A 22,244-nucleotide genomic window follows, 5' to 3' on the forward strand; every position below is an offset into this window, starting at 1 on the left:
CGATTGATCTCGATCCGATGTCCAGACAGGCGGCCCTTTCCACTACTTTACGCCCAGCGTGCTTGCGCCGGAATTGGAGATATCGGAGAGTTTGACCATCAATAGGTGGGCCTTCGAAGCGACTGGAATGTGGCGTTTTTTCCGGGGTTCTAGCCCGTTGTTCCGATGGCGGAGCCTTGACGTAACTGCCTGTCGATTACCGCCGTCGACGGGCTCGTGTCGCGTACGGTTCGCTCAGAGATCCGGCGTCAGCGCCACATTCTGGGTGGTTTGGGGCAAGAATCACCGCGCTAATTTCCGAAACCGGCCATAGACCGTCTGCCAAGCTACCGAAATGGTCGGAACGTCCGCCGGACGGACCAGCCAGCCGAATCCAATGTTCAACATCCGACCACCGCACTGCTTTGTCTCCAAAGCATGACCCAGCGTCGGACAAACCCACAGCAACCCGATTTTCAAGACGCATTCTGAGCCAAGTGGTCAAGGGCGAGTACAGCTATAGTCGGGATGGAACATCGCATGTACATCCAACGCTGATCGGGCTGCTCAGATCTTTTCGAACGCGAGGACCAGCACATCGCGGTACGCAAACGGCTTCTCTCGTTTTTCGGCAATGATGGGAGAGACGTCGTGGTAAGTTTTCCTGTCATCGCAGACCAAGAAGTCATTCGGCCGCATCATTTCCACCGTTCCGATCGACTGTTTGCCCGCATCCGTCACGGTATTAACGCCTCCGACGACGTTTAGGCGACCGATCATATAGGAAACGATGAAATCGACGCCGTCCTGATGCAGCCCCTCAGGGGCCGGCAGGCCAGACACGCTTCCGCGTGCAACAATCCTGTAGGGATGAAGCTTGACGTTCCAGTGCCTGTGTCCGGTGGTTTTGGAAACGATGCGGCCGACGCCTTTCAGGATCTTGTCCAAAATCGGATGCTCAACAAATGTCCGCTCGAGGGGTTCAAAATATCGCGGGAAGCCGCCGTTCAATTTGTTGACGCTCTTGGACTGCTCGTATGGCGCGTCGGGTAGCAGACGAAACGAGCCAGCTTCCGTATCGAATTCGAAGGCACTGTACCGGCGAAACCGATAGGTCCCGCCGTCGCGCATGTATTCATCCCTAAGCAGGTGATTCCAATGATCAGCGAAGCCGACCCATGTTGAACAGCTAGCAATATCAAATGCATCTTGCGTCCACTCGCATGGTGAAAACCACCAACCGCAGGCGCCAAGACTTTCCACGCATTCGTGCATGTACTCTTCGTTAGTGCGTTTGCTTATTTCGTCCGGCATGGCTCTCTCGTCACGGCTTGAAGGAATGCTGGTTCGCGGCCCGGTACTCCCAAAGGTCCCGGTCCCTGATATAGCGTGGTCTGTGCGCAATGATGGAGCGAGGCAGGAACCGATTGCTATCGATCACATAGATCAACGTGCCGCCTACGCCGTCGAGGGCGGCAGCGATCGCGCTATCGCAGATAGTGTGGCTGGTGCTGCCCCAGTTTCCGGATACAGATTCCTGCACCCAAGTCTGTTCTAGGCCCTGTTTCAGTATAATGGCACGGGTTGGGAGGGAAGCCATCTCCAAGTGCCTGAGGGCATCCATGATAATGGCGGCCGCCGGCGCTTCGCGAATCTCCAGCACCTTGTCATCGTTGGAAATATGTTCAAGGCCGACAAAACGACCGTGACCAAACTTGCCGACCTCCTTGTTCAGCAGGGCAATCGCCTCCATCAGCGGAAGATCGCGCCCGTTCACGGAAACGAGATTGCCATTGCTGAAACGGAGCGAGATCTCCTCTGCCGGGAGATCGCCTGGCGTGTGGGTCCAGCAGAACGCTTCGTCAGGCATAACAAAGTCTTCCGGATCATCCAGCGGCCCAGACTCGAATTCGCGGCACCAGAGGTTTTCGTCCACACTCAGCTTGCGATCCATCATGAAAGTGAGCCCGGTTTCGGCGAGGGCCGTTGCTTTTTGCTGTCTTGAGATAGCCGACCGGACGTAGGGGGTGCCGAAAAGGCCCGAAAAGCCGTGCTGCTCAATACTGTTGTTAAGGCGAGCCAGGCTATTCTGTGACAGATTTGCCGTATGAAGGAGCAGTTCCGAACCGATGGTTGTCGCATGGTCCGCTACGGCTTTGGCGAGCACCGGTCTGCTCAACGAACTGCTCAGCGGATAAGTGCCAAGGTATCTGGCATGCGCGCGAATGGCCGGGTTGACGCCATGTTCGATAAAGGCCTCCCGACGATCAAGGCAAGTAAAGCGCGCCCCGAACTTTGCGGCCGTCTGCTCCAGAACCGGATGGTCGATGGACCCGCCCACGTCAACCGCTACGGCTTCGATATTCCGAAAGCCGAGTTGGTGTAGCCTGAAAATCAGGTAAGTGCTGTCCAAGCCGCCACTGAACATCGTCACGACCGGCTTCGAGCGATCGCCGAAGACCGCGACTTCTTCAAAGCTTTCAACACGACCCGTCGGATGTCTTAGGCAAGAATCAATGAGCATGGTTATCGCTTTCTGGTTTCGAAAATGATGCCGGTGCAGGTTCCCGCGATAATGAGGCCGGCTCCAAGCATGCTTGGCATGGTTAGTGGTTCAGCCAGAAAAAGGTGAGCGAGTAAGACTCCAAAGAGCGGTTCGGTACCCATCAGAAGGCTCACCCGAGTCGGCGTGCTGCCCCGAACGGCGGCGTTCTGAACATAGAATGCCCCGATGGTGCAGAAGAGTGACAGGAACACGACGGATGCCCAGAATCGACCACCGCCTTTAATCGCCAATTCGGAAACGCCATTATCCACCAGCAGCAGCGCGATCGTAAGGAGGGCGACAGTGGCACCTTGAATCGCCGTCAAGGCAGCTGACGAAATATGGCGGCCGTGCATGAGCCGTTTGGTCATAACCACCAGGATTGCTCGCAATACGGCGGCGCTAAGAACAAGAAGATCCCCGAAGCTGAAGCCGCTCATTCCTCCGGTTAGGGCAGCGACACCGACACATGAACATCCGGAGCCGGCGAGAACCCCAATCGGCGGCAACTTTCTTGAAAGTCCGTAGTCAAGGATGGGTGTGAAAACGACGCATAAGGAGATGATGAGTGCGGTGTTCGTGGCACTTGTCAGGGACACGCCATAGGTCTCGGCCAGGAAAATCGCGAACAGGATGGCCCCAAGCACGGCGCCGCGGGCACAATCGCCCTGAACGACCGTCGCAATTTCCTTACGCGCGACAAACGACATGACGACTGCTGTGATCAGGAAGCGGTAAAAGATAATGACCAGAACAGGTGCGACGAGAAACGCGCCCTTCACCACCGGGTAACTTGCACCCCAAACAAATGCGATTCCGACAGCGGCCACATCCGCCCAGAAAAGGCTCTTGGGTTGGCGCCCCTCCAGGATCGCGCGACTATTGCCGCCATTGCGCTTTGAATTTTTCTGCATCTTCCGCGTTAGCCCTGGCGGTTTTCAGCGCATCCCGAGTGGCGCACGTGACGGGGATCGCAACAGGTGTGCCAACTGGGAGAAGGAGTGCGAAAAAAGATATTCGTGTAATTGTTCAGTGACTTACGAGGTACTGCAGGAAGCCGTACCGAACAGCATCATGTCGCGGATGCTACAAACCCACAAAGCCTATACAGTGTCGTTTGGTGTGCGCGACATCGGCGCTACACTTGTCGTGAGAGGAGCATGATGAAAGCCGCCGGTATACAAACGACATCGTCACCATGATCGCGGGAGCATTCGCCGCATCATCGGGATTTCAAGAGGCGCGACATCCGTGCTTTATTGCAGGATGAACGATCCACGCGGTTGCCCCGTGGGTGTCGAGGAGCTCTGATGCGCGCGACTCTTTTGCTGGGCTCGGATCACGCTCTGATCGCGCATTTTGTTGCTGTGAGGACCAGAGGCAGGCATACTGGGCATGAGAGGCGTTCAGACCCGAGCCAAAACTCTGTCTGCGGCCGTAGCGCGACACAAAATAGGGGGAAGATGCTCGGAGCGGCTTAACCCGACCGCGGCGCAGTGCCCTGATGATCAGGGGATCACCAGCTTGGCGGCACCATATGAACATGGTGCCGCGTTGAATTTATGAAGTGTCAGAAGCGATAGGTGATGCCAGTGCCGATCAGCCAAGGATTGAGCTTGGCCTTGCCGGTGAAGTTCGTCCCGCCAATGGCTGTCTCGAATTTCGGCTTGAGAAAGAGCTTCTTGACGTCGAAATTGACGCCCCAATGCCGGTCCAGCGTGTAGTCGAATCCGACCTGCACAGCGGCGCCAAAGGCGTTCTTGACGTCGAGAGAGTCGGCGCTGCCGGTATTCTGGTTATAAAAGATTGTGTAGTTTGCGCCTGCGCCGACATAGGGCTTGAAAGCGCCGAAATTGGTGAAGTGGTATTGCAGCGTCAGGGTAGGCGGCAGCACCCAAGTCTTACCGATCTTGCCCAGGTCACTGATCGTTCCGCTGCCGTAGATATTGGCATAGGTCGTGCCAAGTATGAGTTCAGCGGCGAGATTGTCAGTGAAGTAGTAAGAAAGGTCCAACTCCGGAATTGCCGTATTCGAATAGGAAAGGCCAGAGCCTGGAATTCCGTCGACGTAACCCTTGTCGTCCGTGATCACTCCCAGCGCGCGCAGGCGAACTTGCCAAGGACTAGGTTCGACCACATCGGCCGTGCCATGGGTCAGATCCGCAGATTGTACATCCGCGGCCGCTGCCTGATGCTGCCCTGTCACGACAAGCGCGATGCCAAGCGTCATTGCGCGTCCCAGCCCTATCCAGTCTCTCATCCTGCTCTCCATAAATCCGAAATTCGGGTGCGCGGCAGCTATGTCAGCAGGGACGAGACGCTCGGTTGATCTAGATCAATGAGGAGAGACAATTATTTGAAACGACACCTTTCTTAACAAAACTTTCATGTGACAACTCACTGACGCACGTCCGCACGAAAGCGAGGCACTCGCCACGCTTGAAGAGCTCCTTTCGCCATGAGCGGCATCCGCGCGGTGATGCCTTCAGGAACGGGTCGCGAGGCAGGGCTGCGAATCCAGGTTAACGGGGAAGTTGACCGAGGATTGAGGCGAGGTAGTCGGGGCTCCATCCGGCCTTTTTGCGCCTCAGTTTGATCGACTGCCTGTCGTTGATTGCCCGGACGAGGTTGAGGGCAAAATGGCGGACGATGGCCATGTTGTGGGCGCCATGGCCCTTTCTGAGCCGCGACTGGTCGTCCTTGAAGACGACATCAAGGGTCCAGTGCAGGGCGTTCTCGATCAGCCAGTGGCCGCGCACGGCGTGGGCGGCCCGTTCGGCGGTGAGGTCGGCGGAGGCGATGAAGTAGCGGGTATCGAAGCGGCTCCTGTCCTTCAGTCCGGTGCGTGAAGTGACGCGGACGATGGCCTTGACCTCAGGCAGGCGCAATTCGCCGAGGAAACGGCGCTGGCCTGCGAGCCATCCAGTCTCGCGGCTGACGGTGACGACGCGTAATGCGGCCATGGCCCTTGTCGAGGTCGGTGAAGCTGTCGAGGCTGTCTTGCGGCGCGTCGTCGAAGTAGCGCTCGATCTCGGCGCGCAATGTCGGCTGATTGGCCTTGACTGCGAGCAGATAGTCGGCGCCGTGAGCGCGGATTGCGGTTGCGATGGCGGCATTTGTGGCAATGGCGTCAATGGAGACGAGCGCGCCCAGGAGGCCGCCATTGGCGCCGAGGCGCTCCAGAAGCACGGGAATGGCCGTTGTCTCGTTGCTCTTGTCGGCCACGGCCTCCTGGCCGAGCACCAGCCGTGCGGTGGTGGCGAAGGCGGAAACCAGATGCAGCGGCGCCTTGCCTGCGCTCTTGTCGTGGCTGCGCCGCGAGGTCTTGCCGTCGATGGCAACGAAGTCGGGCTTGTCCGGCCACGTCTCGCGCACCCACGCGGTGAAGGCGCCGGCAAACAGCGCCGGATCGATGCGGTTCATGAGCAAAGTCAGCCAGCGGCCGCCTCGGCACGCCGTGATGGTAGGGCTGATAGCGGCGCAGGAAGTCAAGATGGGCATTTCCCCACGCTGCTATCAGGTCGTAATCCTCGCAGTCGCAGATCGTGCCGCAGACGACCAGAAGCAGCACCTCGGGCAGCGGATGGGCAACCCGCCACGGCTCACGCGGGTCTTCGATCTCGCCAAAATGCTCGAGAAGCGACCTCAGGCGCGACTTTTCGAATCCTTCAAGGGCGACAGTGGTCATGGCCAGGCTCCGAATCATGGGACTCCATGGAATCAGATCAGCCGCAATCCCCAAAGCGCGTTAACCCGAGTTCGCAGCCCTGGGTCGCGAGGCCCGCCTGTTGCCCAGTACAGTCGTTCATGATTCCGTGTCGCCGAATCACGGACGCCTGACGATTTGGGACAATGGATTGCGCGGCCACGCAAAAGCGGCTGATCAAGACCGTCACTGCCAGGCGCTGGAAGCGCTAGCAGATTCCGCCCGTTTCTGCAGAACCTGGTTGAATCGTTCTTCCACAAGAAATATTCGTTTCGACCACAAGAGCGTTTCCGGCGAAAACATATTGTAATGTGGCGACGATACGTACCTCATCCGACCCTGGTCGAGCGATCGCATGGCGGACGCGATCAATAGGACCAGTAAGGGTTCGGATAAGATGAGCAAGCCGGCGTTCGCAGACGTGGATGAAGTAGCGCCAACAACGTTTGCGCCGCTCAAAAATCAGACATTTAGATCGATTTGGCTGGCCGCGCAGCTTTCCAGCCTCGGCTGGCTCATGCAGACTGTGGCGATCAGTTGGTTGATGGCAACGATCTCCAAGTCCGATCTGAATGTGGCGCTGGTGCAAGCGTCAACGACGCTGCCCGCATTTTTTCTGTCTGTTTTTACCGGCGCCATCGCCGACAACTTCAGCCGCCGCAAAGTGATGTTCGCTGGCTGGTGCGTGATATCTCTGGCATCAGCGATGCTGGCTTGCCTTGTAGCGCTGGGCCTTGTCGACCCGAGGATTGTCTTGGGACTAAGCTTTTTAGCGGGATGCGGCGTGGCGTTCGCCGACCCCGCTTGGCACGCCTCGGTTGGCGATGTTCTGCGCAAAAGCGATGTTCCGGCGGCCGTCACGCTTATATCGGTCGGATATAACGCGGTTCGAAGCATCGGCCCGGCGCTCGGCGGCTTCGTCGTTGCTTCCTTTGGACCTATGACCGCCTTCACGCTGGCGACGATGACCTATTTGTCCCTGCTGTGGACACTACAGCGCTGCAGGTGGAAGGTCCCCTCCTCACCTCTGCCGCGTGAGTCGATGTCGACGGCCATCCATGACGGGGTGCGCTTCACAGCGATGTCTTCGGAGATCAAGGCGGCAATCGCACGCGGAACCCTCTTTGGGCTGGCCAGCATCTCGATCCTGGCGTTGCTTCCGCTGGTTGCCCGCGATCAGTTGAGCGCAGGGCCAATTGCATATGGCATCCTGATGGCCGGCTTCGGCACCGGAGCGTTCGCCGCCGGTATCTGCAACAATGTTCTGCGGCGAACGCTGTCTCAAGAGCGGCTGATCACGGTCGCTTGCATCGCTTGTGCAGCCTGTTCACTCGCTCTTGCCCTGACCTCTTCGCTTGCCGTGGCCGCTATTGCACTCGCGCTCGGCGGCGCGGGTTGGGTGGTGACTTGGACTGGCCTGGACGTCAGCGTGCAGTTGTCGAGCCCGCGGTGGGTCGTGGGTCGTACGCTGTCGATCTACTATGCGTTTTTATCGGGTGGGATAGCGGCCGGAAGTTGGCTGTGGGGTACGATAGCCCAGAATTATTCGTTGAGCTGGTCCCTGGGGGGTTCGGCTGGGGCTCTGTTGCTGGTGGCTTCGACCGGATTCCTGTTGCCCATCCGTCAATGGAAAGAATCAGACCAGGACTCGCCGGGCTTCGACGCGCCGGAGGTTGCTTTGGAACTCAAGCCGCGAAGCGGCCCAATCGTCGTCAAGATCGACTACTTAATAGCGGAGGAAGATGTCGAGTCCTTCCTGGATCAGATGCGCGAACGGCGACGGGTTCAAAGTCGCGTCGGTGCTCGGCACTGGACCCTGCAGCGTGACCTTCAGGAACCTTGCCGATGGACGGAGACTTTTCGCACGCCGACCTGGACGGACTACCTACGTCTAAATCATCGACTTACCGCTACGGACAGGGAAGTGGACGGGCGACTGCTCGAATTGAATGCGAGTCAGGTTGGCCCTCAAACGAAGCTTTCAATTGAGCGACCGACAGGCCCGGCCCGCAAACGCCATCAGCCGACGCCTTTTTTCTCCCGCCCTTGAGCCGCTTCGTGAGCGTGAGGCAGATAATGCATGTCGCCCGGAAGTGTCCTCGGTTCCGGGACAACCACATGCATAAAATCAGAAGCTTACAGCAGGTCGGGCGAAACCCTATTCGCCGCCAAAAGCTGTAGGGTTCACTGCGAGCAAAAAGAAGCGATCGTAGGTCCACAACGGGCGGCAAACCGACGCCTCGCCGCCTGACGGCTGCCGGGAATGACGTGAAAACGCGGGCGCCAAAACGCTGCGGGCGAAGTTCGAATCCAGCGCGAGCCATTCACCGGGTCCAGAACAGCAATCGGCCGCAAGTATCCAGAAGTTTGGAAAGTGTCGAGGAGGCTGGCGTGATCGCTGGCTCCTACCCTTATATAAGTTTCTGAACGCCGCCGAATGAGCCTAGCCTTGAGCCTTTCCGCGGCTCGAATGGGCGGAGGCGATCGACTTCATCGCGGGGGTCGAGTCCACCAATATGCCGGCCCTTTCGGAAAAGCCGACGAAGGCATTACGGGCAGTGCTTACGGGTTTGTGCCCATCGTGTGCGTCATAGCACACCCGAAGGGCGGTCTCGTGTATCAGGTCTCTGCGGACTTCCGGCCATTCGTCGAGAAATTCGATTGCGTCCGCAAGGCTGGCAATCTCTTGCACGATGTGCGTAGCGCGCTTCACGAAGATGGAGCTGCTGAAAACGTCAGCGTTCATTCTTTCCTCTCAAACCTGCTGGACGATCGTTCTGAACAGGCGACCGGCTCGAAGCACGCCGAACATCGCAGACTATTCTGTCCGGGCGATGACGTTCACGAGGCAATCATGCTCACCATGGCCAATTCGCCTTCTTTTTGCGGCATGATCGGCAGTGGCATGGACTGGGCCGTGCCTTTGGCTGTAGGGCCGCCGGCGCTGGCTGAACCCGGCTTTAAAATCGAGTAGCAGTGCAGGCAAGCAGCAGTGTGAGCAAGCCCTGATCGCTCTCAATCGCAACGCAGGATTTGCGCTCGAGCGCGGCGGCCACAAAGCGCGCCGAGCGACAGCTGGATGAGCCTCACCCCGCAAGCTGCAGACAGGCGTCCATTGCTGTCTTCCGTTTATCGGCCTTGCGGCTGAATCCCGCAGTAAGATTGTGGCGACGTCATTGCATCGAAGACGGTCCGCTCGGCGCCACGCCGGCCAACCTGAATGACAATTGGCCTCGCAGAATTGGAGCCGGCCATGTCACCCCTCGTCTACCCCGCCATTCGGCAAAGCCGTCTACCTGGACGTTGTTCCCAACCGGTACCCCTTGTGCTGTTATCACCATGCTCGCCCTGTGCCTTCCGGAAGCGATCCGCGGAGCAGAAGGCAAGGCACAGCCTAGATCCCCACTTTGGTGCATGTATATCCATGCACTAGTGCCTTGCCGGTGCACCGAAGTGCTGGCGGGCGGCACGGCCCCACCAACCGTGGAGAGTTTCAAACCCGCTGCATCTGCCAATTGCGCTTCATCCGCACGTGACGGCCGCCTCTTGGAGATCTGCCGGGAGCTGAGGATTTTGCGAATGGGCTTTTCTCTGTTTACTGAGCGGCGATAGCAGCCGTTTCTCGCTCAGCCTGCCTTTCGGCATAGAGCTTTAAATCCAGCCACATAATCGGAGCTGGCGATTCGGTATTTTTGGCCGTCTCTAAAATGGTGAAGCCGCGTCCAACATAGAAGTCGATCGACTTCCGTTTCGCGTTCACGATCAAAAAACGACATCCGACAAATGGGCAAATACGATCCAGGCTCACGGAGAATGCGAGCGCGACCAGATCTTTTCCAATGCCGCGCCCCCGCAATTCATCATTGACAGCTAAACGTGCAATTCGAACGGCTGGCTGGGATGGGTAACGGTCAGCGCGCGGTTTGTCGGCAATTGGGTACAGTCCCTTCACCGCGATTTCAGCGCTCATCAAACTCATATAACCGAGGATGCGTTTGTCAGCCTCATCCGCCGGAACGGCGACGTAAGTTTGCGTAATAAAGGAATTGCCAGCTTTTTCAGCATCACGCCGAAAAAACGTCTTTAGCGGCAAATCTTCCTCACCAGACAAGGAAAAGGGCGACTTGCAGTCGCCCTTTTGCAATGCTCTGATTGTGAAATCGAAATCGTTATCTGCCACGATCCTTGACGCTCGCTGCCTTCACGGTGACTTGACCGCTCCGGCTCATTTGGTTGAGCAATTCGCGGCCCCTAGCTAGCGTTCTCTCGGCGTTGGCCGATGGTTTGCCAGAGTCAACTTGACGGACGAACGTATCGGCATCGCGACCAGACAGCTTGATCCCACCGAAGTCACGGGACAAGACGGCCATATGCGCCTCCATTCGTTGTTGCGATGTAGCATTATCAAGCCACAATCACGTTATCAACGTCTAAATAGGTGCTTGGTTTCTAAACCAAAGCCCAAATTCGACAACGATCGTTTAAACGTGATCGAAACGCAAATCACACCGAAATGCGTTTTTTGTAAGAGCCGCGCTTTCCGGTCTTCGGAGCAATTGCGCCCATCTTCTCGCAAAGATCGTCCATCGACCACAGCGTTGCAATACCCCAGCGGCCATTGCCGGCGACGTTTCAGCGTCTCGTGAATGCGAATGAAGTTGTGCCGGACGGTGTACAGCGCGAGCGTATCCACGTGGTTTTCGAACTTCTTTGAGAACCCGTTCGTCAGGCGCGGGAAGCGGCGCATCTGCGCCGTGGCTTCTGCCGCTCGAGATGCGACGTGCTGACATACGCCAGATCGGTCTCGCCTTCGATGCGCGTCTTCACCGCGCCGACCGTCGGCGGGGCTATAAATTGGCAAGACGCTCTTTCACACCATCCATGAAAGCCAGCGCATATTCAACCTAAGACTCCCGCACGGCTGCGCTGTTGACGTGCCTACCGACGGGGTGCAGGCTCTATTAAATCGATTGTAGACCGCTTCGTTTGTGCAGCCGTCTCCAACAAATACGGAGCATGGACGACAACGCAAAAGGAATCAGGGAAAGGCGGATCAGTGGGCACGGCCAATGACATCAAAGCGGATCTGACCGCGGTTGTTGTCGCTGTGAACGGTCATGAGCCTCGCGTTCTCACGATCGGACAGGCAAACGCGCTGCCCTCCGGCCCATTTGAGCTCAGCCACCGTTCCCTTCAGTCGGGACTCAGATCATGGGTGGAAGAGCACACGGGGCAGCCCTTGGGCTATATCGAGCAGCTCTACACCTTTGCCGACCGTGACCGGGTCGGCACCGGGCAACGTGTGATCTCGATCAGCTATCTCGCGCTCACTCGAGAGGAAGAGGCAACGCAGTCGGCCAGGCGCCGCTGGCAGAGATGGTACGACTGTTTTCCTTGGGAGGACCACCGCTCCGGAACGCCATCGATGCTGGCGAAGGTTTTGCGACCGCGCCTGTTCAAGTGGGCGGACAGCGCAGCCAACAGTGAAATGTGCCGAGAACGCCGGCGGCGGACGGCGGCTGCCTTCGGCTTCGACGAGCGGCCATGGAATGAGGAACTGACACTCCAGCGCTATGAGCTGCTCTACGAAGCAGCCATGGTGGAAGAGGCGACCAGCGAGCAGCCTTTGGCTGCTCTGTCGCCGGCGGCAGGGGAAACGATGATCGCCGATCACCGCCGGATTCTGGCTACGGGAATTGCGCGGTTGCGCTCCAAAATCAAATACCGGCCCGTGATCTTCGAGCTGATGCCGCCGGTCTTCAGTCTTCTGCAGTTACAGCGAACCGTGGAGGGCTTGGCGGGTCCACAAGCCGAACTTCCGTCGGTTGATCGAGCAGCAGGAATTGGTCGAGCAAACCGGCGAGACCACCACCGATACGGGCGGTCGACCGGCTAGGCTTTATCGCTCCCGCCATGCGGTTCTCGACGAGAGGACCGTCGCCGGGACCAAATTGCCGCTAACGCGGGCTTTATAATACGCTTATATTCACGGCAAGAATATGCCTATTTATATTCATATTGAGTATAAGCGGGTATCGATGACCACTGAGTCGCTATCGCGGGCATTTTTGTAAGAGCGCGTCCTGCGCGTGATTCCGCTGATCGAGTGGTCGGCATTTTCCGACGATATCGACGCCATTCTCGCGCTGAAGCGCGAGCGCACCGCCGTGATCCCGGCTCACAATAATCAGACGCCCGAGATTCTCCACTGCGTAGCCGACATCGTCGGCGACCGTCTGGCCCTCGCCCGGAAGGCAATGACAGTCGACGCCGATATCATCGTGCTCGCTGGCGTGCATTTCATGGCCGATTCGGCGAGCTTCTCAATGCGGACAAGACGGTGCTCATTCCAGACATCAGCGCCGGCCGCTCGCTGGCTGACTCGATCACGCCCGCAGATGTCCGGCTGCTGCGCGAGCGTTACCCGGCTGTTCCAGTCGTAACCTATGTGCTGGCGGACTGCGCGCCATAAGCGTTGACACGGAACGTGCGGAGCGCCAAACAGAATGTCCACCTCGATTCAGGCAGCGGCTTGATGCACCGCTTCAGGACGTGGCCATGGCACCTGGAGATTGTCTATCAGCCGTGTTTGGCCAAGCCAGGCAGCGACGAGCAGCCGCGCTGGCCGATCCAATGTGACGATCGAGGCAAGGTCACCATCCGCGCGCAGTTCGAGATACTCGACCTTCGAGAAGCCGGCGGCGAGGATCGCCTCTCGACCGTCAGTTAGCGCACGCCCTACAGATTCTCCCGAATTCACTTGCTTGGCGGTTTGGACCAGGATTTCAGCCAGTCGAGGCGCCCTGTTGCGCTCGGCCAAAGACAGTCGCGTGTTGCGCGACGACATTGCCAAGCCGTCGGCTTCGCGCACCGTCGGGCAAGCGACAATTTCGACCGGGATATCGAGGTCACGGACAAGCTGGCGCACGATCTGGAGCTGCTGAAAGTCCTTCTCGCCGAAAAACGCCAGATCGGCCCCCGTCTGCAGAAGAAGCTTTGTGACCACGGTCGCAACGCCATCGAAGTGGCCAGGCCGAAAGGTGCCGCAAAGCCCCTCGCTCACACCGCTGACCGAAACTGTGGTGGCAAAGCCTTGCGGATACATATCGGCTGCATCGGGAGCATAAAGGATATGGGCGCCAACTGGCGCGATCTTGGCCGCGTCATCATGTTCCGTGCGCGGATAGGCGGCCAGATCATCGGCATTGTTGAACTGCTTCGGGTTGACGAACAGCGTCACGATCACCCGATCAGCCTTGGCCAGCGCGGCCCGCACGAGACTAAGGTGACCTTCATGCAGAGCGCCCATGGTTGGCACAACGGCGACCCTGAGGCCCTCGCGGCGCCAAGCGGCAACGATGCTGCGCAGTTCGGACACGATCCGGACGATCGCGGTGCTCATGTGCATTCTCCTCCAGTGACTGTGCCCGGCTCATCGCCGAAGACGTGATCAGCGGCCGGGAAGCGGCGTTCGCGCACATCTTTTGCGTATGCCGCGATCGCTGCGTCGGCGCCCTTCCCCAACTCTGCATAGCGTTTGACGAATCTTGGCCGAAAAGCGCCGAACAGGCCCAGCATGTCATCGACAACCAGGATCTGACCGTCGCAGGCCGGCGATGCACCGATGCCGATTGTGGGAATCGCAATTTCCTGTGTAATCAGCCGAGCAAGAGCTTCCGGTATTTTCTCGAGTACGACGGCGAATGCGCCAGCCTCGGCCACCGCCGTTGCATCGCGCAGGATCTGTTCGGCAGCCTTGTCCCTGAAGGTGATAACCCCCAAAAGCATTGACGGCCTGCGGCGTCAGTCCGACGTGGCCGATCACGGGTATGCCGCGTGCGGTCACAAACCGGATTGTCTCCGCGACGCTTTCGCCGCCTTCGAGCTTGACCGCCGCAGCCCCGGTTTCGGCCATAACCAGGGCCGCATTGCGGAACGCCTGCGCGGGGCTTTCCTCGTAAGAGCCAAAGGGCATGTCGACGACCATCAGGGCGCTATGAAGTCCGCGCCGCACCGCCTTGCCGTGCAGGATCATCATTTCGAGCGTGACGCCAACAGTGGAGGACATGCCGTGCAACACCATGCCGACACTGTCGCCGACCAGCACCACGTCGCAATGGCCGTCGACAAGCTTGGCGACGGGCGTTGTATAGGCCGTCAAGCAAACAAGTGGCGTCTTGCCCTTTCGCGCCGCGATAGCCGGGACGGTCAATGCGTTCGATCCTGCGGTTGCGCTCACCAGGTGTCTCCTTCCCCTGCGTCAGCGGGAGGGAAGCATGTGCCACATTTTTGTGCAGTTGCGAAGAGAGAATTTGCAGCGCACAATCATTTGCCGGCGACATTCATCGTCGCGACCAATTCGGCGACTCGGCGCTCAAACTCTACGCCACCAGTTCGGCAAGCGTTTTTCTGTAAAGGCCGCTGCGCTCTCAGCAGTTGCCTGCGGGAGAGCAGACGGTCGACGACGATCAAACGGGCAACCAAGCACGCGCATCTCTGATTGACATCAGAACAACGCTGGTTATTTGTGGCGTCGGAAAGTGGATGGTGTTTGCTGTCCACTTCGCGGGTGGCGTCCGTTCCAGCATCGTCCGCCAAGTGTCTATCGGCAAGGGAGCCGATCCGGTCGCAGCCTACCCGGTAAAAACAAGGAAGCCTGATGAAGACTATCGTTATCTGCTCCGGCGGATTAGATTCCGTCACGCTCGCCTATAAGGTCGCTGCCGAAAGAGCCCTCACCCGCCTCGTGTCGTTTGACTACGGTCAGCGCCATAAAAAGGAGCTGGACTTTGCGCGCGGCTGCGCCGCGCGCCTCGGCGTGCCGCACGATATCGTCGATATCACCGCGGTCGGCCGCCGACTAACCGGATCGGCGCTGACCAGCGGCGGGACGGTCCCCGAAGGACACTATGCGGAAGACAGCATGCGCGTGACTGTCGTACCCAATCGTAACGCGATCATGCTGTCGGTGGCCTTCGGTGTAGCCGCCGCGGAACAGGCAGATGCCGTAGCGGCAGCGGTCCACGGCGGCGATCATTTTATCTACCCGGACTGCCGCCCGGCTTTCGTCGAAGCCTTCGAGGCCATGCAGCGCCACGCGCTGGAGGGACTGGCGAGGATCGCCCTTTACGCGCCGTTCTTGCAACTGAGCAAAGCCGATATTGTCAGTGAAGGCGGACGACTGGGCGTGCCGTTTGCACAAACCTGGTCGTGTTATCAGGGCGGCGCTCATCATTGCGGTCGTTGTGGTACCTGCGTCGAGCGGCGCGAGGCCTTTCACCTCGCTGCACAAAACGATCCAACATCTTACGAAGACCCCGATTACTGGATCGAAGCTTGCCAGGAATACCGGGCAACGCAACGACAATAGGGCGCAGTCATGTACACCATCGCCAAGCGTTTTGCCTTTTCGGCGTCACATGTGATCGGCGGCCTGCCGGCGGAGCATCCTTGCTCCCGACTGCACGGCCACAACTACGAAGTCGAGGTCGTCTTACAGTCGGCCGAGCTTGATCCGGTCGGCTTTGTCCGGGACTACCGCGAGCTTTCGGAGATCAAGGCGCTCATCGACAACACCTTGGATCATCGCCACCTGAACGAGGTCCTCGGACATGATCGGACGACCAGCGAGGTCATAGCCAAGTGGCTCTTCGACTGGTGCAGTGAGCGCTGGCCGGAAGTCGCGGCTGTGCGCATCAGCGAGACCCCGAAAACGTGGGCGGAATACCGTCCATGAAGGGGAGCATTCGCATCAGCGAGATCTTCGGTCCGACGGTCCAGGGAGAAGGTCCGCTGATAGGGCGCCCGACTGTATTCGTACGCACGGGCGGTTGCGATTATCGCTGCCGCTGGTGTGATACCCTGTATGCGGTGCTGCCCGAGTTCCGTGAAGACTGGACGCTGATGACGCCGATTGCAATCCTGGCGGAAGTGGAGCGGCTATCGAGTTCTGCGCGGGTGCTCGTGTCGCTGTCGGGCGGCAATCCTGCACTCCAGCCTCTGGTTCCTCTCATCGAACAGGGTCACCAGAAGGGATACACCTTCGCCCTCGAGACTCAAGGCAGTGTTTCGCAGCCTTGGTTTGCCGCGCTCGACTGGCTCACTCTTAGCCCGAAGCCGCCGTCGTCGGGGATGGCAACCGACTGGCAGGCCCTCGACGATTGCGTCGCGGCGGCAAAGAGCGGAACGCAATGCGTCCTCAAGGTGGCTGTGTTTGACGACAATGACTACGACTATGCCCGCCTGGTGGCGAACCGGTATCCGGCTCTACCGATTTATCTGCAGATCGGGAATCCTGCTCCGCTGATCACCCATGCGGGTCCTGGCAGCGAAGAGGCCGACATCGAGGATTTGATGCGGCGCTTCCGCTGGCTTGTCGACAAGGTCGCGGTGGATGGCTGGTTCACGGCAACGGTCCTGCCGCAGTTGCATGTGTTGGCCTGGGGCAATAGACGCGGCGTCTGACGGATGCGGATCATCCTGCTAGCTTTAGCTTAGCTATTCGATGGAAGAGCTGGCTGGCCTATTTTGGCCGTCTGCGGGACTCCGGTGTCCTGCTGATATCGGTGCAACAGGACCCGACGGGCGTTCCCAGGAGCTCCCGATTCAGGGGCGCCCTTCTTCTCCGTGTTCATAACCCTCCGGCGAGCCCGGGCAAGGCAAGCGTCGAGGGCCGCAGTCAGCGGGCGGAACGCGGTCAAAGCGATTGTTCCTGAGCTTTTATATCAGAGTCGGTGTTCGGGTAATTGATCATCATCGATTGATCCAGGGCCTTGCGAGTTCTCGCTTTTGCTTCAAAGGTCGTGGGAGATCAGCCACGGGAGCACCCATAATTGGCTATAGCCGCCAAGCTTCGCTGCGACGCGCTGATCGAGAATGCCACTATGATTGCACTCGGTCTCGATGCCGCATTCCGTTCATGGCGCTTCCCACATCTCACGGTTGGCAACATTGAGCTTGCCTTCCCTGGCGTTACCTACCGCAGGCGTCGCGTTTGGGCCAGTTTTGTGCCACTGCGAAGAACAAAAGTGACCCGTACTGGTATGCGGTTAACGCGCGCCCCGGTATAGTCCACGTCCATCTAATCGGTTTAGCCGCGTCACCTCAGAGCACGGCCACGTTCTGCAACCATGCACGACCAAGCAACACGAAACAAAAATAGCAGCGCTCGGAGGGGCCGCGGCATCAATGCGGACTTGATCGCGGTTGTCGCCGCCGCGTCCGACCGGGACCCTTGCGTCCTCACCATCGGGCAACGGGATGCCCTACCCTCCGGCCCGTTCGAGCTCAGTCACCGTTCCCTACAGTCCGGCCTGAGGGACTGGGTCGAGCAGCAAACCGGCCACCCCCTGGGCTACATCGAGCAGCTCTATACCTTCGCCGACCGCGATCGGGTCAGCACTGGGCGCGAGCAGCGCAACATCTCCATCAGCTATCTCGCGCTCACCCGGCAGGAAGCTATTGCCGCATCCAGCAAATCCCACTGGAAAAGCTGGTACGAGTATTTTCCCTGGGAGGATCACCGCTCCGGGACGCCAGCCATCCTAGACGTGTTGCGGCTACGACTGATTGAGTGGGCGGACAGCGTCAGCGACGCCGCTGCGCGACGCGAGCGGAGGCAGCGTGCCGCGATTGCGTTTGCTTTAGACAAGCGCCCCTGGGACGAGGAACTCACGCTCCAACGCTATGAGCTTCTTTTTGAAGCCGCTTTGGTCGAAGAGGCCGGCGGCGGGCCGGAACCAACTTTCCCTGCGCCTGCCGCAGGCAAAGCGATGGTCGGCGACCATCGCCGGATTCTCGCAACAGGCATCGCGCGGCTGCGCTCCAAGATCAAATACCGGCCAGTCGTCTTCGAGCTCATGCGACCGAGCTTCACGCTGCTGCAGTTGCAGCGAACCGTGGAGGCGCTCGCCGGTCGGCTCATCAACAAGCCGAACTTCCGCAGGCTGGTCGAGCAGCAAGAGCTGGTCGAAGAAACTGGCGAAAGTGCCCTCGATACGGGCGGGCGCCCGGCGAAGCTCTATCGCTTCCGCCGCAATGTCCTCGATGACCGGGCAGTCGCCGGGACAAAATTGCCGCTCTCACGGGCTTGACACCTTTATAGTCAGCGTAGATATATGCCGCTTATTGTCAGCCGGAATATAAGCGGAGGCGCGGATGACTGGCGCGTTACCAACGGCCGCGTTTCTGTATGAGCGCGTCCGACGAGTGATCCCGTCAATCGAATGGCCGGCCTTCACCGATGACATCGATGCCATCCTTGCGCTCAAGCGCGAGCGCAACGCCGTGATCCTGGCCCACAACTACCAGACCCCCGAAATCTTCCATTGCGTGGCCGACATCGTCGGCGACAGCCTGGCGCTCGCCCGCAAGGCAATGACGGTCGACGCCGACGTGATCGTGCTTGCCGGCGTCCATTTCATGGCGGAGACCGCAAAGCTTCTCAATCCCGACAAGACCGTGCTCATTCCTGATCTTGCCGCCGGCTGCTCGCTCGCCGACTCCATTACGGCCGAGGACGTGCGCCAGATGCGGCAGCGCTATCCCGGCGTTCCGGTCATCACCTATGTCAACACCTCCGCCGCCGTAAAGGCAGAGTCCGACATCTGCTGCACCTCCGGCAATGCGCTCGCAGTGGTGAAGTCGCTCCGCGTGCCGCGCGTCATCATGCTGCCCGACGAATATCTGGCAAAGAACATCGCAGCGCAAACCAAGGTCGAGATCATCGCCTGGAAGGGACGCTGCGAAGTACACGAGCGCTTCACGGCGGCCGACATTCACGAACTGCGCGAGGCGCATCCGGGCGTCACTGTGCTTGCCCATCCCGAATGTCCGCCGGAAGTGGTCGCCGCAGCCGACTTCGCCGGCTCGACAGCGGCAATGTCCGACTATGTCGGACAGCAGAAGCCGGCGCGAGTCGTGCTGATGACCGAGTGTTCGATGAGCGACAACGTCGCGGTCGAGCATCCGGACGTGGATTTCGTGCGCCCCTGCAATCTGTGCCCCCACATGAAGCGCATCACGCTCGCCAATATCCGGACCGCGCTCGAGGAGAACCGCCACATCGTCACGATCGAACCGCGCATCGTCGAGCGGGCCCGCTGGGCTGTCGAGCGCATGCTCTTCGTATGACGCCGGCCATCCACGACATTCGCGGGGCGCCGGTCATTGTCGGCGCGGGCATTGCTGGCCTGCTGACGGCGCTTCATCTGGCGCCGGAACCGGTCATCCTTCTCTCCAGGACGCCGCTTGGAACGGATGCTTCGAGCACGCTCGCCCAGGGCGGGCTTGCAGCCAGTCTCGGCGAAGACGACAGCCCCGAACTGCACCTCGCCGATACGCTGGCCGCCGGGAACGGGATTTGCGACGAAGCAATAGTCAGGCGGGTGGTCGAGGCCGCTCCCAACGCAATCGATCACCTCATTCGTCTGGGTGCTCCCTTCGACCGCGCCTTGGACGGGAAGCTGCGGCTTGGCTTGGAGGCAGCGCATTCGCGGCGCCGGATCGTGCACGCCGCAGGCGACGCCACCGGCCGCGAGCTGTTCGGGGCGTTGCTCGCCGTCGCGCGGCGGACACGCTCGATCACGATTATGGAAGGCATGACAGCCCTGCGCCTGGTCGTGGCGGAGGGCAGCATTGTGGGACTTTCGGGGGTCCTGCACACAGGCGTCCTCGCATTGCCCACGCGCCGTGTGGTGCTTGCGACCGGCGGTATCGGCGGCCTCTTCAGCGACACCACGAACCCGCTTTCCTCGTTCGGACACGGGCTGGCGCTGGCCGCCTGTGCCGGCGCGGAACTTGCCGATCTCGAATTCGTCCAGTTCCATCCGACCGCGCTCGATACTTCGCGCCGGCCGATGCCGCTTGTCAGCGAAGCGGTGCGCGGCGAAGGCGCGGTGCTGGTCGATGAACATGGTCAGCGGTTCCTGGCCGATACGCCCGGTGCCGAACTCGCGCCGCGCGACGTGGTCGCGCGGGCGATCTCAGCCCAACTGGCCTCAGGGCATCGTGTCTATCTCGACGCCCGGCAATGCCTCGGCCAGAAATTCACGAAGCGCTTTCCTGCGATCGACGCCGCTTGCAAGCAGGCCGGCATCGATGCAGCCGTGGAGCCGATCCCCGTGCGTCCCGCGGCTCACTATCACATGGGCGGCGTGGCCGTTGACGCGGAAGGGCGCAGTTCCGTTGGCGGGCTGTGGGCCTGCGGCGAGGTTGCTTGCACCGGATTGCACGGCGCCAACCGGCTCGCCAGCAACTCGCTGGCCGAAGCGGTCGCAACAGCCGCCTGGGTTGCGAAGAGCGTCGCCGGCACCTGCGCCGGCTGGCAGTGGCCCAGGCTCCCCGCAATGGTGTCCGCGCGACCGGATCCCTCGCCTATACGCCAAGTGGTCTCCAATGCACTCGGCATTGTCCGCGATGGCAAGGCGCTGCGCGATGCGGTCGCTAACTTGCTGCCGATCGCCGTCAGCGAGACGGCGGCGGCCGACCCGGCGCTGGTTGCCCTGTTGATCGCGATCGCAGCCTTCCGGCGCGAGGAAAGCCGCGGCTCGCATTACCGATCCGATTTCCCTGGGCGCGATGCTGCAGCCCTCGCGTCGCGACTGACGCTGTGCACAGCCTTTGAGAATGCCGTCGCGCTCAACTGGCAAGCCTCGGAACGGAGCTCCTGGTAATGAATTCACTTGCACCACTTCCCCAGATCATCATGGAGCCGATCGTGCGCAATGCCCTTCTGGAAGATCTGGGCAGAGCCGGCGACATCACGAGCGATGCGGTCATCCCGGCCGATTGCAAGGCGACCTTTGCGTTGAACGCGCGGCAGGGCGGCGTTGTTGCCGGGCTCGATCTGGTGATGTTTGCCTTCCTCTTGGTCGATCCCGGGATCAGCATACAGTTGCGGTGTCCCGAGGGCGGCAAGGTTTCGACCGGCGAAACGATCGCCATCGTTAACGGACCGGCGCGCAGCCTGCTCACAGCGGAGCGGACGGCGCTCAATTTTCTGTGCAAGCTGAGCGGTATCGCAACGGCCACCGCCGCGCTTGTAAACGCGGTGCGCGGTCATAAGGCAAAGATCGTTTGCACGCGAAAGACCACACCGGGTCTGCGTGCGCTGGAAAAATACGCCGTGCGCGCCGGCGGTGGCGCCAATCACCGCTTCGCGCTCGACGACGCCGTGCTCATCAAGGACAACCATATCGCCCTTGCCGGCGACATCCGCACCGCAATCGAGCGGGCGCGCGGCGCGGTTGGCCATATGGTCAAGATCGAGGTCGAGGTCGACACGCTGGATCAGCTGGACATGGCGCTACAGGCGAGGGTCGACGCGGTGCTCCTCGACAACATGTCGGTCGAGGACCTTGCCCAGGCCGTGGCAATGGTCGGTGGCCGCGCGATCACCGAGGCTTCGGGTCGGGTGACACGAGCGAGCGTAGCTGCAATTGCCGCGACCGGCGTCGACCTCATATCGGTCGGCTGGCTCACCCACAGCGCGCCGATACTCGACATCGGCCTGGATATGCCGGCCGACCGGAATTGCAGCAGACGTTTGAACTGAGGGAAAGGACATGAACCGGAACCCTAAGAACGCCTTTGGTCGCAGGCAAAGCTGCGCCACTTCGTCTTCAGTTGCAGCTTCACCGATTGCCAACGAAAGCCCGTGCGCTGAAGGGCTATCCGGTTCAAGCGGTGAAGCGATCCGACAAACAAAAGACCGCGTCGAAGCACTTGGCTTCCTCATCTGCCGACTCGACGAGTTGCGCCAGATGGCTGCCTCTCACGGGCTGGAACCACTCGGTCATCTGCTGGACGTCGCGTTCACAGAATCCTGCGACGCGATCAGACGGGAGCGTTCCAGGGCTCAGAGCGAACCTGCGGATGCAGCGATCCGCGCTGACGACGTGAGTTGAGCCTGCAGGCAGCGGTTGGAGCTTCCGCTTTAGCGAAGAGCAATCGCGTTTCCATGGACCAGCCTCTACAACGCTCCCGGTCAAGGACAGATGGTTATGGAGAACAAGG

At 59.9% G+C, this 22,244-nt stretch carries 18 protein-coding genes and 4 pseudogenes; 11 read left to right on the forward strand and 11 right to left on the reverse strand.

What is annotated here, in order from left to right; translation table 11 throughout:
- Nucleotides 1–546: 546 nt before the first annotated feature.
- From O7B34_RS01040 to O7B34_RS01060, 5 genes and pseudogenes are all read right to left on the reverse strand, one after another.
- Nucleotides 547–1,293 carry a 2OG-Fe dioxygenase family protein gene (locus O7B34_RS01040; RefSeq protein ID WP_337144555.1) on the reverse strand — a complete coding sequence of 249 codons (747 nt, stop codon included), beginning with the start codon at nucleotides 1,291–1,293 and terminating at the stop codon, nucleotides 547–549.
- A gap of 10 nt (nucleotides 1,294–1,303) precedes the next feature.
- On the reverse strand, nucleotides 1,304–2,503 hold the full coding sequence (locus tag O7B34_RS01045; protein WP_337144556.1) for an argininosuccinate synthase-related protein: 1,200 nt from the start codon (nucleotides 2,501–2,503) through the stop codon (nucleotides 1,304–1,306).
- Between the two features lie 2 nt (nucleotides 2,504–2,505).
- Nucleotides 2,506–3,438 (reverse strand): DMT family transporter, encoded by a 933-nt coding sequence (locus tag O7B34_RS01050; protein ID WP_337144557.1) that lies wholly within the window; start codon nucleotides 3,436–3,438, stop codon nucleotides 2,506–2,508.
- 656 nt (nucleotides 3,439–4,094) lie between these two features.
- Nucleotides 4,095–4,754: an OmpW/AlkL family protein gene (locus O7B34_RS01055; protein WP_337144558.1), complete on the reverse strand. Its 660-nt coding sequence runs from the start codon at nucleotides 4,752–4,754 to the stop codon at nucleotides 4,095–4,097.
- 292 nt (nucleotides 4,755–5,046) lie between these two features.
- Nucleotides 5,047–6,212: pseudogene (locus O7B34_RS01060) on the reverse strand (ISAs1 family transposase).
- Nucleotides 6,213–6,627: 415 nt separating this feature from the next.
- Here O7B34_RS01060 and O7B34_RS01065 point away from each other — a divergent pair.
- The gene (locus O7B34_RS01065) at nucleotides 6,628–8,280 is read left to right on the forward strand and encodes an MFS transporter (RefSeq protein WP_337145171.1); all 1,653 of its coding nucleotides are present in this window, start codon (nucleotides 6,628–6,630) and stop codon (nucleotides 8,278–8,280) included.
- A gap of 393 nt (nucleotides 8,281–8,673) precedes the next feature.
- On the opposite strand, the gene O7B34_RS01070 is transcribed toward O7B34_RS01065, so the two are convergent.
- From O7B34_RS01070 to O7B34_RS32140, 3 genes are all read right to left on the reverse strand, one after another.
- Nucleotides 8,674–8,976, reverse strand: coding sequence for a DUF982 domain-containing protein (locus tag O7B34_RS01070; RefSeq protein WP_337129091.1), 303 nt, complete (start codon nucleotides 8,974–8,976; stop codon nucleotides 8,674–8,676).
- An 849-nt stretch (nucleotides 8,977–9,825) separates the two neighbouring features.
- Nucleotides 9,826–10,410, reverse strand: a complete 585-nt coding sequence (locus tag O7B34_RS01075) for a GNAT family N-acetyltransferase (RefSeq protein ID WP_337129092.1) — start codon at nucleotides 10,408–10,410, stop codon at nucleotides 9,826–9,828.
- 243 nt (nucleotides 10,411–10,653) lie between these two features.
- Entirely contained in the window at nucleotides 10,654–11,091 is a 438-nt protein-coding gene (locus O7B34_RS32140; protein WP_442920928.1) for a hypothetical protein, read from the reverse strand.
- Between the two features lie 155 nt (nucleotides 11,092–11,246).
- On the opposite strand from O7B34_RS32140, the pseudogene O7B34_RS01085 reads away from it, so the two are divergent.
- Both O7B34_RS01085 and nadA (O7B34_RS01090) read left to right on the forward strand, forming a co-directional pair.
- Nucleotides 11,247–12,205: pseudogene (locus tag O7B34_RS01085) on the forward strand (NUDIX hydrolase).
- Between the two features lie 108 nt (nucleotides 12,206–12,313).
- A pseudogene (nadA, locus tag O7B34_RS01090) lies at nucleotides 12,314–12,696 on the forward strand (quinolinate synthase NadA); the annotation flags it as partial.
- Nucleotides 12,697–12,750: 54 nt separating this feature from the next.
- Here the strand turns inward: nadA (O7B34_RS01090) and panC are convergent.
- The 3 genes and pseudogenes from panC to O7B34_RS01105 all read right to left on the reverse strand — a co-directional run bounded on the left by panC (nucleotide 12,751) and on the right by O7B34_RS01105 (nucleotide 14,828).
- Entirely contained in the window at nucleotides 12,751–13,632 is an 882-nt protein-coding gene (gene panC, locus O7B34_RS01095) for a pantoate--beta-alanine ligase (protein WP_337144559.1), read from the reverse strand.
- A pseudogene (gene panB, locus O7B34_RS01100) lies at nucleotides 13,629–14,469 on the reverse strand (3-methyl-2-oxobutanoate hydroxymethyltransferase). Before panB ends, panC begins: the two are co-directional and overlap by 4 nt.
- 86 nt (nucleotides 14,470–14,555) lie before the next feature.
- A complete protein-coding gene (locus tag O7B34_RS01105) occupies nucleotides 14,556–14,828 on the reverse strand; it encodes a hypothetical protein (protein WP_337144560.1) in 273 nt (90 codons plus the stop codon).
- A gap of 61 nt (nucleotides 14,829–14,889) precedes the next feature.
- Between O7B34_RS01105 and queC the strand changes: the two genes are divergently transcribed.
- The 8 genes from queC to O7B34_RS01145 all read left to right on the forward strand — a co-directional run bounded on the left by queC (nucleotide 14,890) and on the right by O7B34_RS01145 (nucleotide 22,135).
- Entirely contained in the window at nucleotides 14,890–15,600 is a 711-nt protein-coding gene (queC, locus tag O7B34_RS01110; RefSeq protein WP_337144561.1) for a 7-cyano-7-deazaguanine synthase QueC, read from the forward strand.
- Between the two features lie 9 nt (nucleotides 15,601–15,609).
- On the forward strand, nucleotides 15,610–15,966 hold the full coding sequence (locus O7B34_RS01115) for a 6-pyruvoyl trahydropterin synthase family protein (RefSeq protein WP_337129097.1): 357 nt from the start codon (nucleotides 15,610–15,612) through the stop codon (nucleotides 15,964–15,966).
- Complete coding sequence (gene queE / locus O7B34_RS01120; protein WP_337129098.1) at nucleotides 15,963–16,694, forward strand: 7-carboxy-7-deazaguanine synthase QueE; 732 nt, start codon at nucleotides 15,963–15,965, stop codon at nucleotides 16,692–16,694. Before O7B34_RS01115 ends, queE begins: the two co-directional genes overlap by 4 nt.
- Nucleotides 16,695–17,359: 665 nt before the next feature.
- Nucleotides 17,360–18,322 (forward strand): NUDIX hydrolase, encoded by a 963-nt coding sequence (locus O7B34_RS01125; RefSeq protein WP_337129099.1) that lies wholly within the window; start codon nucleotides 17,360–17,362, stop codon nucleotides 18,320–18,322.
- A 64-nt stretch (nucleotides 18,323–18,386) separates the two neighbouring features.
- A complete protein-coding gene (gene nadA / locus O7B34_RS01130) occupies nucleotides 18,387–19,361 on the forward strand; it encodes a quinolinate synthase NadA (protein WP_337139598.1) in 975 nt (324 codons plus the stop codon).
- Entirely contained in the window at nucleotides 19,358–20,902 is a 1,545-nt protein-coding gene (locus O7B34_RS01135; RefSeq protein WP_337144562.1) for an L-aspartate oxidase, read from the forward strand. Before nadA (O7B34_RS01130) ends, O7B34_RS01135 begins: the two co-directional genes overlap by 4 nt.
- The gene (gene nadC, locus O7B34_RS01140; protein WP_337144563.1) at nucleotides 20,902–21,783 is read left to right on the forward strand and encodes a carboxylating nicotinate-nucleotide diphosphorylase; all 882 of its coding nucleotides are present in this window, start codon (nucleotides 20,902–20,904) and stop codon (nucleotides 21,781–21,783) included. Before O7B34_RS01135 ends, nadC begins: the two co-directional genes overlap by 1 nt.
- A 10-nt stretch (nucleotides 21,784–21,793) precedes the next feature.
- Nucleotides 21,794–22,135 (forward strand): hypothetical protein, encoded by a 342-nt coding sequence (locus O7B34_RS01145; protein ID WP_337144564.1) that lies wholly within the window; start codon nucleotides 21,794–21,796, stop codon nucleotides 22,133–22,135.
- Nucleotides 22,136–22,244: the final 109 nt, after the last annotated feature.

Source organism: Mesorhizobium sp. Cs1299R1N3 (assembly GCF_037179625.1).
GTDB lineage: Bacteria > Pseudomonadota > Alphaproteobacteria > Rhizobiales > Rhizobiaceae > Mesorhizobium > Mesorhizobium salmacidum.